Raw genomic sequence first — 14,576 nt, forward strand, 5'->3', positions numbered from 1 at the left:
TTTAATGAACGCACCTGCGTCCCCAAAAACAATTCGTCTCGCGGATTACACTGTTCCATCTTTTCTGGTCGACACGGTTGATCTGCATTTCGATTTGGATGCTTCAACCACTCGCGTGACCAGCATTCTGAGTATGCGACGTAATTCAAAAGGACCTGGTGAAGATTGTGTATTAAATGGCGAGCATCTGAAGCTGGTTAGTATCAAGCTCGATGGTCGCACTCTGACAGCAGCGGAATTTCAACGGTCGAATACCCAACTTGTTTTGCCACAACTTCCAGATACTTTTCAGCTGGAAATTGTGACTGAAATTTATCCTGATCAAAATACGGCGTTAGAGGGGTTGTATCACTCTGGCGCTCTGGTTTGCACACAATGCGAAGCAGAAGGTTTTCGTCGTATTACCTATTACCCGGATCGTCCAGATGTCATGGCGGTATTTACCGTCAGTATCATGGCTGATAAACAGAAATGGCCGATTCTGTTATCTAACGGGAATCTGCAAGAGCAGGGTGAAACGGATGATGGACGTCATTGGGTCCGCTGGCATGATCCTCATCCTAAACCTTGTTATCTGTTTGCCCTGGTTGCAGGTGATTTATATATGCAACAGGACTCTTTCACCACAGCAAGTGGACGTGAAGTTACCTTACAGATCTATGTGGATAAAGAAAACCACGATAAATGTGATCATGCATTAATGTCTTTAAAACAATCCATGCAGTGGGATGAAGAGACCTATGGTCGTGAGTACGATTTAGATGTCTTTATGATAGTGGCTGTTAATGATTTCAACATGGGAGCCATGGAAAATAAAGGGCTGAATATATTTAATGCAGCCTGTGTTCTGGCCAGTCCCAAAACCGCGACCGATAATGATTTTTATACGATCCAAAGCATTGTCGGTCACGAATATTTCCATAACTGGTCCGGTAATCGTGTGACCTGCCGTGACTGGTTCCAGTTAAGCCTTAAAGAAGGCTTTACCGTAATGCGGGATCAGTCTTTCAGTGCCGATTTAAATTCAGCTGCAGTACAACGGATTGATGATGTTGATCAATTGCGCAGCCTACAATTTGCTGAAGATGCCGGTCCGATGGCGCATCCCGTCAGACCCGATAGCTATATTGAGATCAGTAACTTTTATACCGTGACCATTTACGAGAAAGGCGCGGAAGTGGTGCGCATGATCAAAACACTCGTGGGTGAGGAAGGTTTTCGTAAAGGCACAGATCTGTATTTTGATCGGCATGATGGTCAGGCGGTGACCACCGATGACTTCGTCAAAGCCATGGAAGATGCCAACCAGATTGATCTGACCCAGTTCAAACGTTGGTATACCCAGGCAGGAACCCCTGAAATTACCGCAACGTATCACTATGACGCTACTAATAAAGTGCTCTCTTTGACCTTGCGTCAGTCCTGTCCTGCTACACCTGGCCAGGTGGAAAAACAACCGTTTCTGATTCCGATAGCCATGGGCTTGCTCGATCAACAAGGGCAAAGCCTGCCTTTGCAACTGGAAAATGAAGCTCAGGCGTATGCTTCCGATACCCGCGTTTTACAACTGCGTGAGACGGAACAGACATTTCAATTTATCAATGTCGAACAACAGCCGATCATTTCTTTACTTCGCGGATTTTCAGCACCGGTCAAATTACACATCGAACGTGATAATGAAGAACTGGCGTTTTTAATGGTCCATGAAAAAGACAGCTTTAATCGTTGGGATGCAGGACAAAGCCTGTTTATACAAATCATGTTGTCATTGATTAGCGATTATCAGCAAGCTATCTCACTGAACTTACCGGATATTTTGATAAAGCAGTGCGCTGCCGTATTGGAAGATAAAAATGCTGATCCTGCATTAGTGGCGCGCATGCTGACATTGCCTTCTGAGAACTACCTGGCTGCGCAGATGAAAGTGGCAGATGTGGATGCTATTCATCATGTTCGTAAATTTGTAAAAGATACCTTGGCACATCAGCTGAAAAAGCAATTTGATGCTTTATATCAACAGCATAATTTGCCTAATGTGCCTTACCAATTTAATTCAGAACATATGGGACGACGTAGCCTGAAAAATGTCTGTCTGGGTTATCTGATGGCAACTGGCGATCCAATGCAAACACAGCGTTGTTTAAAACAGATGAAACAGGCTGACAATATGACTGACACGTTGTCCGGATTGCGTTTAATGGTCGATCAACCCGGTAGCGAACGTGAGCATGCCTTGAGGGCATTTTATGAACAATGGCAGCATGACCGTCAGGTGGTTGATAAATGGCTCACAGTACAGGCTTTATCAAGCCTTCCTGATACATTGATACGTATTAAAGGTTTGATGAAACATCCTGCGTTTAGTATCAAAAACCCCAATAATGTTCGCGCCTTGATTGGTCAGTTCTGTCGCAATAATCCCGCAGCATTTCATGCAATAGATGGCAGTGGTTATCGTTTTCTGGCCGATCAGATTTTGGTGTTGGATAAGCTTAATCCTCAAGTTGCTTCGCGGCAATTGGGGGCTTTTAATTCCTGGCGTCGTTATGATCCAAAACGTCAGCAACTGATGAAGGATGCTTTACAAAATATTGCCCAACAGCCCGATCTGTCTTCGGATGTTTACGAAATCGTTAATAAATATCTGGCGGATTAATGAAATTTGAATTACACCCTCAGCTTGCTGCTGACACGTTTGTAGTCGGCGACTTACCTCTTTGCCGGGTCTTATTAATGAATGACGCTCGATTCCCCTGGCTCATTCTGGTACCCCGCCGCATCGATGTTAGTGAGGTCTATGATTTAGCGATGCAAGATCAGCAATTATTGTGGCAGGAGTCAGCCTTGGTAGCAGAAAAATTAATGAAATTGACTCAGGCCGACAAAATGAATCTGGCGGCACTGGGCAATGTAGTTCCGCAGTTGCATGTACATCATGTGGCGCGATTTAAAACGGATGTTGTGTGGCCAAATCCCATCTGGGGTCAGGGAAAAGCTGAACCTTATACTGACGCAGATAAACAACAGATGCTGCGTAACTTAAGTGAGATGTTTAGAGGTTTTTTCGTTAGTGGTCAAATCCTTAACGTTTAGACTCAATGTCGGTAGAGAAGAAGCTATGCGTTATTACCGCGGTGAAGCCTCATCGGTAGTAGCAAGAGCTGATTCGGGGCAGTCGTTACAGTTTCCCGCGATTCATGTTCGTCGTTTTATTACTCAAAACGGTATTCATGGCCGTTTTCGTATTCACTTTGACAGCAATCATAAACTGCTAAATATAGAGCGAGTTGCAGATTAATGTTGAGTATCGCTATTCAATAGCTCTGGCTGTGGGCGACCGATATGATAGCCTTGTGCATAATCCACTCCGATGTTACGTAACATCATCAAAATCTCTTCGTTTTCAACAAATTCAGCGATGGTTTTTTTGCCCATGCCTTTTGCAACATCGACTAGGGCATTAACAAATAAACGGTCATCCGGGTTGTCACAGATATGACGAATAAATGCCCCGTCAATCTTCACAATTCCAACCGGCAACTCCCGCATGTAGCGGAAAGAAGCAAACCCGGTTCCAAAGTCATCTAATGAAAACTGGCAGCCGAGTTTATTGATTTTTTGCATCATCTCTTTTGCTTGACCGTAATCAGCGACAGCCGCAGTTTCAGTTAATTCAAAAATGAGATTCTCTGGTTTAGCGCCGGTTTCACGAAGTAATCGTTTCAGACGCGGCAATAACTCCGGATCGGATGTCGCATGTGCTGAGAGATTTAATGATAATGAAATTGGTGTGGCTAGCTGATCAAACTCAGCCTGTTTGCTGATGCCCATTTTTAATACATGATGATCTATCTGATGTATCAAACCGGTTTTTTCAGCCACTTCGATAAAACTACCCGGCATGTGTAAGGTGCCATCAGCATCTTCAAGTCGTAATAATGCTTCATAATGGCTAATTTGATTATTACTGAGATTAAGAATGGGTTGGTAGTGGAAAATGAACCGTTGATTCTTTTCGGCCAATGCATCGGTGATTTTTTGTTTCCAAAAAATCCGATTTTGCAAATGACTGCGGGTTTTATCATCGATATTAAATGTATGCCAGGTATTTTTACCCTTGGCTTTGGCCTGATACATTGCCAAATCGGCATTGCTCAATAAGGTGTCTACTCCATGCTCAGCCATCGGGAATTCCACTAGGCCGATACTGGATGAGATGTGATAGCTAACATGTTGATAAATAAAGTTTAGCTCAGCCAGTTGTACAGCAATTTTTTTACAAAACTGCTCAGCCCCTTTTAAGTCAGTATGTGGCAGTATGACAGCAAACTCATCGCCACCAAGTCGAGCGACCAAGTCGGTAGATCGGGTCACTTTACTTAAAACCTGGGCAACACGTTTGAGTAATTGGTCACCAATATTGTGACCACAACTGTCGTTTAAATCCTTGAACTGATCCAGATCCAGAAACAGTAGAACGCCTTTACTGCCATCACTTTCAGCATTCAATAGAATACGTTCGAATTCGGTATTGAATTTAAACCGATTGAATAATCCTGTTAATGCATCGTGTTCCGCCATCCAGAGAATCTGATCTTCATTATGTTTTTTCTCGGTAATATCCACACCAACCGATAAAATGACTGATTCATTGTTCTGCACATTCAGACTGGAATGCATCCAGGAGACAACTCGAACATTGTCTTGATGATGAATAAAATCCGCTTCTATCTGCTGGACATCTGAGCGATGTTCTATAATGTCACTGAGTGCCTGGTAGATATGAGGCCATTCCTCCGCCGAGAAAAAACTTTGTATGGGCGAACTGATAACGTCGCTGGCCTTTATGCCGGTAATTCGTTCGGCGTATTGGTTGAATGAGGTTATACGACATTGCCGATCAAGCGTGATAATGATCAGCTGAGCAGTGTTGATAAGGTTTTTAACAAAATCTCTTTCTTGCTGTAGTGCTAACGTTTGTTGTTCTACTGAGCCATGCAATTGTTCCAGCTGTGTGGTGAGCGTTACCGTCGCTGTTTCCAATAAATCGAGTTCATCAGTGGAATGATGATTGTCGGGGATAGCAATTGCCTGCCGAACAGATTGATATTGTTGTTTGGCCAGCAGGGGAAGGGCCCTGGACACTCTGGCGAGTCGTCTTAACGGCATGGAGATAAATAAGAATAACAATATGCCCAGCAACACGAGACTCAGAATAGCAAACAAGATGTTACGGACTAACGAGTCATGGATTTCTTTTTGTTGTTCGCTGATGTTTTCCATGATGACAAACATCACATCCTCACTGCCTTCTGGTCGAATCATGTTGAATTCGATAGGTAAACCAGCAGGCCGCATAATATGATTTTGCATATTATGGAAGTCGTGTTGATGAATCTTGCCAAACTGTTGTAAGTATTCAATATTTTTGTCAAAGTGACTAAGCGCATGAACATACTTATGCCAGGAAGGAAGGTAACGGTATCCGGTTGTCTCGTCGCCGGAATAGGTTGAAAGGATGGCAAGGTCAGCACCGGTTTTGGCTGAAAATCCCAGCAAAATCTGACTGATGTCGTAACCAAGAAGCAGCACATACTCAATCTGATTGTCACTGAGAATCGGAATTAACAGGTATTGACGACAGTTGTGTTGACAATCCACTGTACTGTAACTGGTTTCAGAGTCCGCGGTTTGTACCACAAGTGGACGGATTGATTCTGGAACGTCTGAACCCCATCCGCCTAAAAAATTGCCGTCATGCTTATAGACTTGCGCCACACTCAAATTCCAGCCCAGTTCTAATTCACTTTGTTGACTATTAATAAGATTGAGTAGCTCAGTCGAACCATTATCTTTACTGATGGGAACCAAGACAAACTCTGCTAGACGCTGTAGCTCATTTTTACTTGATTCCAGCTGACCATCAAGATATTGATGGTATTGCTGCTGAATCTGATCGCGCACAAAGCTGAACTTATGCTGCATATCCCAGTAAATCATGATGGGAAAACTGATATTCAGTAACAGCAGCAAACCGCCGAATACCAACGCGAATTTCCATTTAAGGCTGAAGAATCGTGAAGCAGGCTCGGTTCGTGTCATGGAATTACATTAAAAATGATAAGAAGCGGAGAGAGCAAACAAATTCCAATATTTGTCACTTTGGCTCATATCATTTTCTCTGGGAGATAGCGTCGCAGTGCCTTCGATGATTTGGTATTCTGCCCGTAATCGCCATCGTGAGGTGACATCCCAACGACCGCCTACAGCCCATATTTTGCTGTAATACGCATGAGCAGGGATGGGCGATCTTTCAATGCCAAAATCAGCGAGGAAGGCGCTTTCCTGAATATTTCGTTGAGCTCTTTTACGGCCATTCCAGTCGTCATGATCTAACTGAAATTCCTCATAACGCAGAAACCCTTGCCATGTCGGGGTAACGTTATAACTTAACTGTGAGTAATACCCAATCGCGTTAAAATCCTGTGCAGCAAATGTCGCATTGATATCACGGTATCGTGCGGCTTGAAAAGCAACTTCGGTGGTGAACTGCCATTTTTCGCCATTAAACTGTACGGAAAAAACACTGTAATCAATATCAATATTCCCAGAGTTCAACCCTGGACCATTAGGGAAGGCGATGCTATCAGCAGGGCCAGCACGAAAGTCGGTACGCACACTTGCCCCAGTCACAGCGTACACCCAACGGCCACCATTATGTTCATATAATAATCTGCCAAATGCAGCCAGATCATCACTTCTTATTTCGCCATCCCAGTCCTGATTCATGTAGGCATATTCCAGATTCTTATCAATAATCGGATAACCTGCTCCCGCTTGTAAAGACCAAGTGCCACTGTCGCGATATAAACGTCCGTATAAATGAAAACCATCGGAAGATAAGGTCAGGTTTCTGACTTTATCGAAATAAATGGTTTGTGGAACAAAAATACCTTCACGTGTATGCGCTACATCACGGGTTTCGTTATATAAACCAATAGAATTTTTGATACGCCCCAAATACATCCCAAACGTACTTTGTGCTGAGGAAAACAGGGTGGCATCCAACAGTGCATAATCGATTTGTGGTGAGCCTGAGTACAAATCTCCGGCATGGCGAGATAATACTTGCCCGGCCAAACGTATCCGTGGCATGAGCTGATAACTGCCATTCAAACCGATTTCGGTAAAATCAAAACTTCCATTATCACTATCACCAAAAAATCGGTTATCTGATGTTTGCACAAAGGCTTGTGATAAAAAACCATTCCATTGAAACCGTGAAGCAGCGCGTTCCTTTGGTGATTCCGCGAATGCCGCTAGTGGTAAACCGAACAACAGCGTCCATAACCAAGTCTTCATCATGAAGCTCCCAATGCAGTGACGGTGTTGTCTATTTTGGAATTACTGATATAGCCGATGGCACCTGGTGTGGTGGCAACACGCTGGCGCATCTCGGTTTCGCTGTTGACCAGATTCGGTTTTACGCCGGTGCCAGAAAAGGCCTGTTGGTCCCAAATACGTCTAAGTTGATAGGGGAGCATGCCAAGTAAAGATTTACAAAAATGTATGTGTAAGGGGTCTTGGTCATCAAGTACAAATACATTGATCGGTGTGCCATCAGGCCATTGAGGGATTCGCATTGCAAAAATAGCGCGAAGAGTGGTCTGGGACAATTCAAGGTCTACCAGCTTGGGATTCACTATAACCACTTCAGCTTTGAGCACAGGGCTAAAGGATGATAACGCTAATACTAGCCAGATAGTCACCCCGAGCATCCTTTTCATAGCTTCGACCTGTCCGTTATCCAAGCAAGTCGAATACTAACGTGCGAAAGTTCAAAAGGAAACAAGTTATGGTGCATCTGAATTTATTTTTGTTTAGGGCGGTATATAAGAAAACTTCCTGAAGCAATATCGTGCCAACTCAGTTTATCGGGACTTAACCAAAGCCACCAATATCCTAATCCCATTGGTAACCAGGAAAATATACTGACGACAAACCGGAGAAAAGCCTGCTGCCAATTTATCCCGATATGATCGCCGCTGATAAGATAAACCTGCCAGGCGCGCATGCCAAGTGTTTGTCCGCCATGAGTCCAGAACCAACCATAAAAAATAAACGCCACACCGACCAGGTAAAGAAAAAAGAACGGGTTATTCGCGCCAATCGCCTCACCACCATTGAAAGCGACCGCGACGGCAGAAGCCACCAATAGCACTGACACTAACAGCATGGTGTCATAAAGCATGACGCCTAGCAGCCGAAACAGACTGGGTTTACGATTTAAAGATAAGTTTTTAGTCATAACTAAAGCTCAATTTTATTGGGCGAATTCGGGCGTATAAAGTATCATTATCGCTTTAATTTTCTCTGAATTGGGTTTCAAATGCTGCAATTGGTTGGCCGGCCGGCTTTCTCTGCTTTTCGAATTGAAAAACTGTTGCGCGCCATTCGTGCTGAAGTCGCTACAGTGAGCGCGTTGCGAAGCGAATATCATTATTTCGCTGAACTGGAAAGTGGTGGTCAACTTGACGAACAAGCGCTGGTCACTTTGGGGGAGATGCTGGAAGCCGGAAAAGGTAGCAGCAAATTGCAAGATCAGGAAAGCCTGTTTTTGATTACGCCTCGGCCCGGCACTATCTCACCGTGGTCCAGTAAAGCCACTGATATTGTGCATAACAGCGGCATAACCGACGTTGTACGTGTCGAGCGGGGCATTGCCTTTTACGTGACCAGTGAATCAACATTAACCAGCGAGCAGCGCAGTATCATTGCAGCAAAACTGCATGACCGTATGATTGAAACGGTTTTTGATAATGAGGAAGCCGCTGAACAGTTATTTCTGCATACCGCTCCCAGACCGTTATTATCCGTTGATATTCTCAATGGTGGACGTCAGGCATTGGTTGAAGCCAATCTGACACTTGGTCTGGCGTTGGCAGACGATGAAATTGACTACCTTTTTGATAATTTTACTGTACTTAACCGTAACCCGAACGATATTGAACTGATGATGTTTGCTCAGGCGAACTCTGAGCATTGCCGTCACAAAATCTTCCGTGCCGACTGGATCATTGATGGTAAAACACAGGATCGCAGTCTGTTCGACATGATTCGTTACACCCATGAGCAACATCCTGAAGGTGTGGTAAAAGCCTACAGCGATAATTCTTCAGTGATTGAAGGACCACGCAGTCATCGTTTCCAGGTGGATATGCGAGACAATCACTACTGCTATGAAGGCGAACAACAACACATTCTGATGAAAGTGGAAACCCATAATCATCCCACTGCGATCTCGCCATTCCCCGGCGCAGCAACCGGTGCAGGGGGAGAAATCCGGGATGAAGGCGCGACGGGACGTGGTTCTAAACCTAAAGCGGGCTTAACCGGTTTTTCAGTTTCTAACTTGCAGATTCCTGGTTTTGAACAGCCGTGGGAAACGGATTATGGTAAACCGGCCCGTATCGCTTCCGCATTACAAATTATGATTGATGGCCCCTTAGGTGGTGCTGCTTTCAATAATGAATTCGGTCGTCCTAATCTGTGCGGTTATTTCCGTACTTATGAAGCCAAAGTTCCATCCGATAATGGCTTCGAAGTACGGGGCTATCACAAACCCATCATGGTAGCCGGTGGCCTGGGCAGTATTCGTCCGCAACACGTTGAAAAACATATTATGCAACCTGGCACCCAGCTTATCGTTTTGGGTGGACCAGCGATGTTAATTGGTCTGGGCGGTGGCGCAGCTTCTTCAGTAGCTTCCGGGACCAGTGAAGAAGGACTTGATTTTGCTTCCGTACAACGGGGTAATCCTGAAATGGAACGCCGTTGTCAGGAAGTTATTGATCGCTGTGTGGCATTAAATGATAAAAATCCGATAGTTTCCATTCACGACGTGGGTGCCGGTGGCTTATCCAATGCATTTCCTGAGTTGGTCGATGACAGTGGCCGTGGCGGACGTTTTGAGCTTCGGGTCATCCCCAATGATGAACCGGGTATGTCACCGATGGAAATCTGGTGTAATGAATCTCAGGAACGTTATGTTCTGGGGGTTAATCCAGAGGATGTCGAGTTATTCCAGGCTATTTGTGAGCGTGAACGTTGCCCATGGGCCATTGTAGGTGAAACGACCGCAGATCAGCATTTATTATTGGGTGATGCGCAATTCGAAAATCAGCCGATAGATATGCCATTGTCATTATTACTGGGTAAGCCGCCCAAAATGCTGCGCGATGTCAAACATCACAGTAAACCAAAACCTGAGCTGGATCTAAGTGATATCACCGTCAATGATGCCTTGGAAAGGGTATTAAAACTGCCATCAGTGGCCAGCAAAAACTTTCTGATCACCATTGGTGATCGCAGCATCACGGGTCTGGTTGCCCGCGATCAAATGGTTGGGCCATGGCAGGTGCCAGTAGCTGATTGTGCGGTTACATTAGCGGATCATCATGGTCTGCTGGGTGAAGCCATGTCGATGGGGGAACGTACACCGTTAGCAGTGATTGACGCCCCGGCATCCGGTCGCATGGCAATCGGGGAAGCCTTAACCAATATTGCTGCTGCCGATATCGAAAAAATAAGTGATATTAAACTGTCTGCGAATTGGATGGCAGCCTGCGGTCATAGTGGTGAAGATGCTTTACTGTATGACACTGTCAAAGCAGTTGGTATGGAACTATGTCCGCAATTAGGCATTGCGATTCCGGTTGGCAAAGATTCACTGTCGATGAAAACTGTCTGGGAAGATCGGGGCGAAACCAAAGCCGTTACTTCGCCATTATCATTGATCATCAGTGCTTTCGCGCCAGTGGCCGATGCCAGTAAAACTCTTACACCTCAATTACGTACAGATCTAGGTGAAACCCGTTTAATTTATCTGGATCTGGGGCACGGTCATAATCGTCTGGCTGCTTCAGCATTGGCTCAAGTTTACAATCAGGTTGGTCATCGTGGGCCAGATGTAGATGACGCACGTAATTTGAAAAACTTCTTTGCAGCAATGCAGCAGCTGAAACAGGATAACTTGTTGCTGGCGTACCATGATCGCAGCGATGGCGGTCTTATCACTACCTTATGTGAGATGGCGTTTGCTGGTCATTGCGGTCTCAATATTACTCTGGATGGTCTGGGTGAGGCTCTGCCGGTATTGTTTAACGAAGAACTGGGAGCAGTAATACAAATCAACGCAGAGCATCAGGATGCTGTGCTTGAACTGCTGCAACAGTTTGAATTAAATAAACACAGCCATCTGATTGGTGACGTAACGGCTGAACAAACCATTCAAATTAATGTTAATGGTGAAGAAGTATTAAATCAGCAACGCCACACATTACAAAAACTCTGGGCAGAGACCAGCTATAGAATGCAGGCTCTGCGTGATAATCCTGATTGTGCGGAGCAGGAATTTGCCATTTTGGACGATGAACTGGATCCTGGTTTGTATGCCAAACTGAGTTTTGATTTGAAAGAACAGGTAGCGGCACCGTTTATTATCAGTGGCCAACGCCCCAAAATGGCTATTCTGCGTGAACAAGGAGTCAATGGACAGGTGGAAATGGCGGCAGCATTTGATCATGCCGGCTTTACCTCAGTTGACATTCACATGAGTGATATTGTGGAAGGCAGAGTGTCTTTAGCCGATTTTAAAGGCTTGGTAGCCTGCGGCGGTTTCTCCTATGGTGACGTATTGGGAGCAGGGCGTGGCTGGGCCAGTACAGTGTTACATAACAGTCGGGCCCGAGATGAATTCGCGGCTTTTTTTGCCCGTGAAGATACCTTTTCATTAGGTGTATGTAACGGTTGCCAGATGTTGTCACAATTGAAGTCACTGATTCCTGGCAGTGAGCATTGGCCACGCTTCAGTCGTAATCTCTCTGAACAGTTTGAGGCACGCTTTTCACTGGTAGAAATCACCGAGTCACCATCCATTTTGTTACAGGATATGGCGGGCTCGATTATGCCGATTGCTGTCGCTCATGGAGAAGGCCGAATTGATTTTTCTGAGGGTGGCAGTATGTCTGATGCCCTGGTTGCAATGCGATTCGTTGATCACTATGGTCAGCCTACCGAGCGTTATCCATTTAATCCAAATGGTTCGGCAAATGGACATACCGGTTTCACGACGACGGATGGACGAGTCACAATCCTGATGCCGCATCCTGAGCGTGTGACTCGCAGTGTTCAACATTCCTGGCATCCGGATGAATGGGGGCAAGATGCTCCCTGGTTGCGTGTTTTCCATAATGCCCGGCGTTGGGTCGGCTAAGGAATTGAATACCTCTTTGATAACTCAAAGAGGTATTTTTTTCTCCGGGGATAAATCGACTTTTTTATAAAACCCACGTTATGAGTTACGCACCTATCAAAAGGTTATGTCATACACGACGTGTAACTCGTCTGATATTGCTTATGCTGTTTTGCCTGCAACAAAGTTTTGTAATTGCAGCTACTTCTGAGCAAATTGATCTTAAAAACTGGGAATATCGTTGGGGAGACTCACCGTTTGTAGATGGCCAACCAGAATGGGTCATGCACCCACATAAAAATCATGCAGATTGGCAGCCAATTGCCGATCCCACCTATCCTCCGGGCAGACAGGGACAAAACAATATCTGGTTTCGTATCACGTTGCCGGAGAGTCATCTGGTCGACCCGGTCGTTTTCATTTCCAGCATTGATTTAATTACCGAGGTTTATCTTGATCAGCAGCTTATTTACCGTTTCGGTGAATTTGATGTGAATGGGAGAGGCGACTATGCCGGCTGGCCATGGCATATGATTGGTTTACCCGATGATTTTGCAGGTCGGACCCTGTATTTTCGTGTTTATTCTGATTACACCGATATTGGCTTATGGGGTGAAAAAAAACTGTTGGAGCGTTCAGCTGCATTGCTGAATATATTAAACAACTCACATGGCGATTTAGCCATTTCGGCGTTCTTTTTGTTTATTGCATTAATCACGTTTGCGTTCTCTGCTATGCGTGGCGATAACCAGTTTATTTATCTTGGTTTATTTTCATTGGTTAGTGCAGGAAACCTGCTGGGTGAGAGCCAGGCATTGCAATTATGGATATATGCGCCATTAGCTAAAACCTACCTGGCAGCAATATCGTATTTTTCGATTCCGATATTTATTGCACTGATTCTGCATTATTGGTTGAGAGAACAAAGTGGCAAATTAATGTTGCGTATCGCACAAATGCATATTGCCTATGTGCTTTTATGTCTGCTTTTGTCACTCACAGGAGTTTGGCATCTTGCCTATTTTTATCCACTCTTTGACATCTTATTTATCATTACCATGGCAATTATGTTATGGATTTGTGTTCAACATTTTCAAGCGATGAGTCCGGAACAACGCATGGTAATGGGGGCATTTGGATGCTATGCCATTTTTTTTCTGATTGATATGGTTATTGCCCATGGGTTAGTTCCATGGATAAATTTTCCACTGGCTTATGGGGGATTAATATTTGCTTCAGTGCTGGTGCTGATTTCATTACGCCAATATCGACAGACTCAGCAGGCTGTCTCAGAGCTGAATGTTTTACTCGAAAAAAGAGTCACCGAACGCACTGCAGCTTTACAAAACTACGTGTTACTCGAACAACAACGCGCAAACCAGTTGGCCTTGATTAATGAGTTTAGTTTACGACTGGAAACCTTAATTGGTCGCGTGCAACGGTGCCAAAACCTGCAGGAAGCTGGCAAGATAATCAGGGAGCAATTAAATAATGTTTTTGCACCGATACAACTCCATGTTTCCATCATTAACGAACTGACCGATCTCCCCGCCAATGCAGTTTTGAGCGATAAATACCGAATTGAAGTTGAGGATTTGCAACTCGGTAAACAAACCTTTATTACCTTTGAGTTGTTGGATATCGACACTGAAACAGCAGAAACCCAACAGGCCATAGAACAGTTTATATTTCGTGCTATTGACAGATTAAGTGTGACATTGAGTGGAATCAAACTGAGAGAAGATTTGCAGGTTATGTCATTTGAAGACTCGTTAACAGGTTTGAAGAACCGACGATTTTTTGATGATGCATTGCAACGCGAATTACAGCTTGCTCAACGTCATCAGCAAACCATTTCGTTATTGATTTGTGATATCGATCATTTCAAACAATTTAATGATCGCTTTGGGCATGAGGCCGGTGACATGGCATTACGCATGGTGGCGGCATTGATGCTGGAGCACTTTCGTGAGACCGATATTCCCTGTAGATATGGTGGCGAGGAGTTTGTTGTGTTGATGCCTGCAGCCGATATTCAGGATGCCTTGGAGCGTGCGAAAACCTTATTGGAAAAAATTGCGGCTAAAACCATTATCTATCAGGATAAGGCGTTGGGCAGATTGACCATCTCAATTGGTATCAGCAGTTGGAACGGTGAGGGAAATATACCGAAAATGATGTTACTTGATGCCGATAAAGCACTTTATCAAGCGAAACAAGCTGGACGTAACCGGGTAGTAGTTTCGAACCCTCATGCCGTTATCTGATGTTCTTTCTTCCATTCTTAAAGTGAAAGTTTATGTAAAAATCGACTTCCGTAGCG

Annotated in this window: 9 protein-coding genes; 5 read left to right on the top strand and 4 right to left on the bottom strand. The window is 44.6% G+C overall.

Annotated elements, in window-relative coordinates; genetic code table 11:
- Positions 1–4: 4 nt before the first annotated feature.
- Genes pepN through LGT40_RS13445 form a run of 3 tightly spaced genes read left to right on the top strand, consistent with a single transcriptional unit; the run spans position 5 to position 3,298 of the window.
- Positions 5–2,656, top strand: a complete 2,652-nt coding sequence (gene pepN, locus LGT40_RS13435; RefSeq protein ID WP_226070726.1) for an aminopeptidase N — start codon at positions 5–7, stop codon at positions 2,654–2,656.
- Complete coding sequence (locus LGT40_RS13440; protein ID WP_226070728.1) at positions 2,656–3,093, top strand: HIT domain-containing protein; 438 nt, start codon at positions 2,656–2,658, stop codon at positions 3,091–3,093. The genes pepN and LGT40_RS13440 overlap by 1 nt, the downstream gene beginning before the upstream one ends.
- Complete coding sequence (locus LGT40_RS13445; RefSeq protein ID WP_226070729.1) at positions 3,071–3,298, top strand: DUF2835 domain-containing protein; 228 nt, start codon at positions 3,071–3,073, stop codon at positions 3,296–3,298. Before LGT40_RS13440 ends, LGT40_RS13445 begins: the two co-directional genes overlap by 23 nt.
- Here LGT40_RS13445 and LGT40_RS13450 read toward each other — a convergent pair.
- From LGT40_RS13450 to LGT40_RS13465, 4 genes are all read right to left on the bottom strand, one after another.
- Positions 3,295–6,102 carry a bifunctional diguanylate cyclase/phosphodiesterase gene (locus LGT40_RS13450; RefSeq protein WP_226070730.1) on the bottom strand — a complete coding sequence of 936 codons (2,808 nt, stop codon included), beginning with the start codon at positions 6,100–6,102 and terminating at the stop codon, positions 3,295–3,297. The genes LGT40_RS13445 and LGT40_RS13450 overlap by 4 nt on opposite strands.
- A 9-nt stretch (positions 6,103–6,111) precedes the next feature.
- Complete coding sequence (locus LGT40_RS13455) at positions 6,112–7,365, bottom strand: OprO/OprP family phosphate-selective porin (protein WP_226070731.1); 1,254 nt, start codon at positions 7,363–7,365, stop codon at positions 6,112–6,114.
- Complete coding sequence (locus LGT40_RS13460; protein WP_226070732.1) at positions 7,362–7,787, bottom strand: substrate-binding domain-containing protein; 426 nt, start codon at positions 7,785–7,787, stop codon at positions 7,362–7,364. Before LGT40_RS13460 ends, LGT40_RS13455 begins: the two co-directional genes overlap by 4 nt.
- An 83-nt stretch (positions 7,788–7,870) precedes the next feature.
- A complete protein-coding gene (locus tag LGT40_RS13465; protein WP_226070733.1) occupies positions 7,871–8,308 on the bottom strand; it encodes an RDD family protein in 438 nt (145 codons plus the stop codon).
- Positions 8,309–8,389: 81 nt separating this feature from the next.
- Here LGT40_RS13465 and purL point away from each other — a divergent pair, with 81 nt between their 5' ends.
- Complete coding sequence (gene purL / locus LGT40_RS13470) at positions 8,390–12,274, top strand: phosphoribosylformylglycinamidine synthase (protein ID WP_226070734.1); 3,885 nt, start codon at positions 8,390–8,392, stop codon at positions 12,272–12,274.
- Between the two features lie 80 nt (positions 12,275–12,354).
- Positions 12,355–14,520, top strand: a complete 2,166-nt coding sequence (locus tag LGT40_RS13475) for a sensor domain-containing diguanylate cyclase (protein ID WP_226070736.1) — start codon at positions 12,355–12,357, stop codon at positions 14,518–14,520.
- Positions 14,521–14,576: the final 56 nt, after the last annotated feature.

It is taken from the genome of Methylophaga pinxianii (genome assembly GCF_020447225.1).
GTDB lineage: Bacteria > Pseudomonadota > Gammaproteobacteria > Nitrosococcales > Methylophagaceae > Methylophaga > Methylophaga pinxianii.

What these genes read in the sequence shown, in the direction of transcription:
- pepN (WP_226070726.1), top strand. Translation starts at nt 5, where the DNA reads ATGAACGCACCTGCGTCCCCAAAAACAATTCGTCTCGCGGATTACACT.
- LGT40_RS13440 (WP_226070728.1), top strand. Translation starts at nt 2,656, where the DNA reads ATGAAATTTGAATTACACCCTCAGCTTGCTGCTGACACGTTTGTAGTC.
- LGT40_RS13450 (WP_226070730.1), bottom strand. Translation starts at nt 6,102, where the DNA reads ATGACACGAACCGAGCCTGCTTCACGATTCTTCAGCCTTAAATGGAAA.
- LGT40_RS13455 (WP_226070731.1), bottom strand. Translation starts at nt 7,365, where the DNA reads ATGATGAAGACTTGGTTATGGACGCTGTTGTTCGGTTTACCACTAGCG.
- LGT40_RS13460 (WP_226070732.1), bottom strand. Translation starts at nt 7,787, where the DNA reads ATGAAAAGGATGCTCGGGGTGACTATCTGGCTAGTATTAGCGTTATCA.
- LGT40_RS13465 (WP_226070733.1), bottom strand. Translation starts at nt 8,308, where the DNA reads ATGACTAAAAACTTATCTTTAAATCGTAAACCCAGTCTGTTTCGGCTG.
- purL (WP_226070734.1), top strand. Translation starts at nt 8,390, where the DNA reads ATGCTGCAATTGGTTGGCCGGCCGGCTTTCTCTGCTTTTCGAATTGAA.
- LGT40_RS13475 (WP_226070736.1), top strand. Translation starts at nt 12,355, where the DNA reads ATGAGTTACGCACCTATCAAAAGGTTATGTCATACACGACGTGTAACT.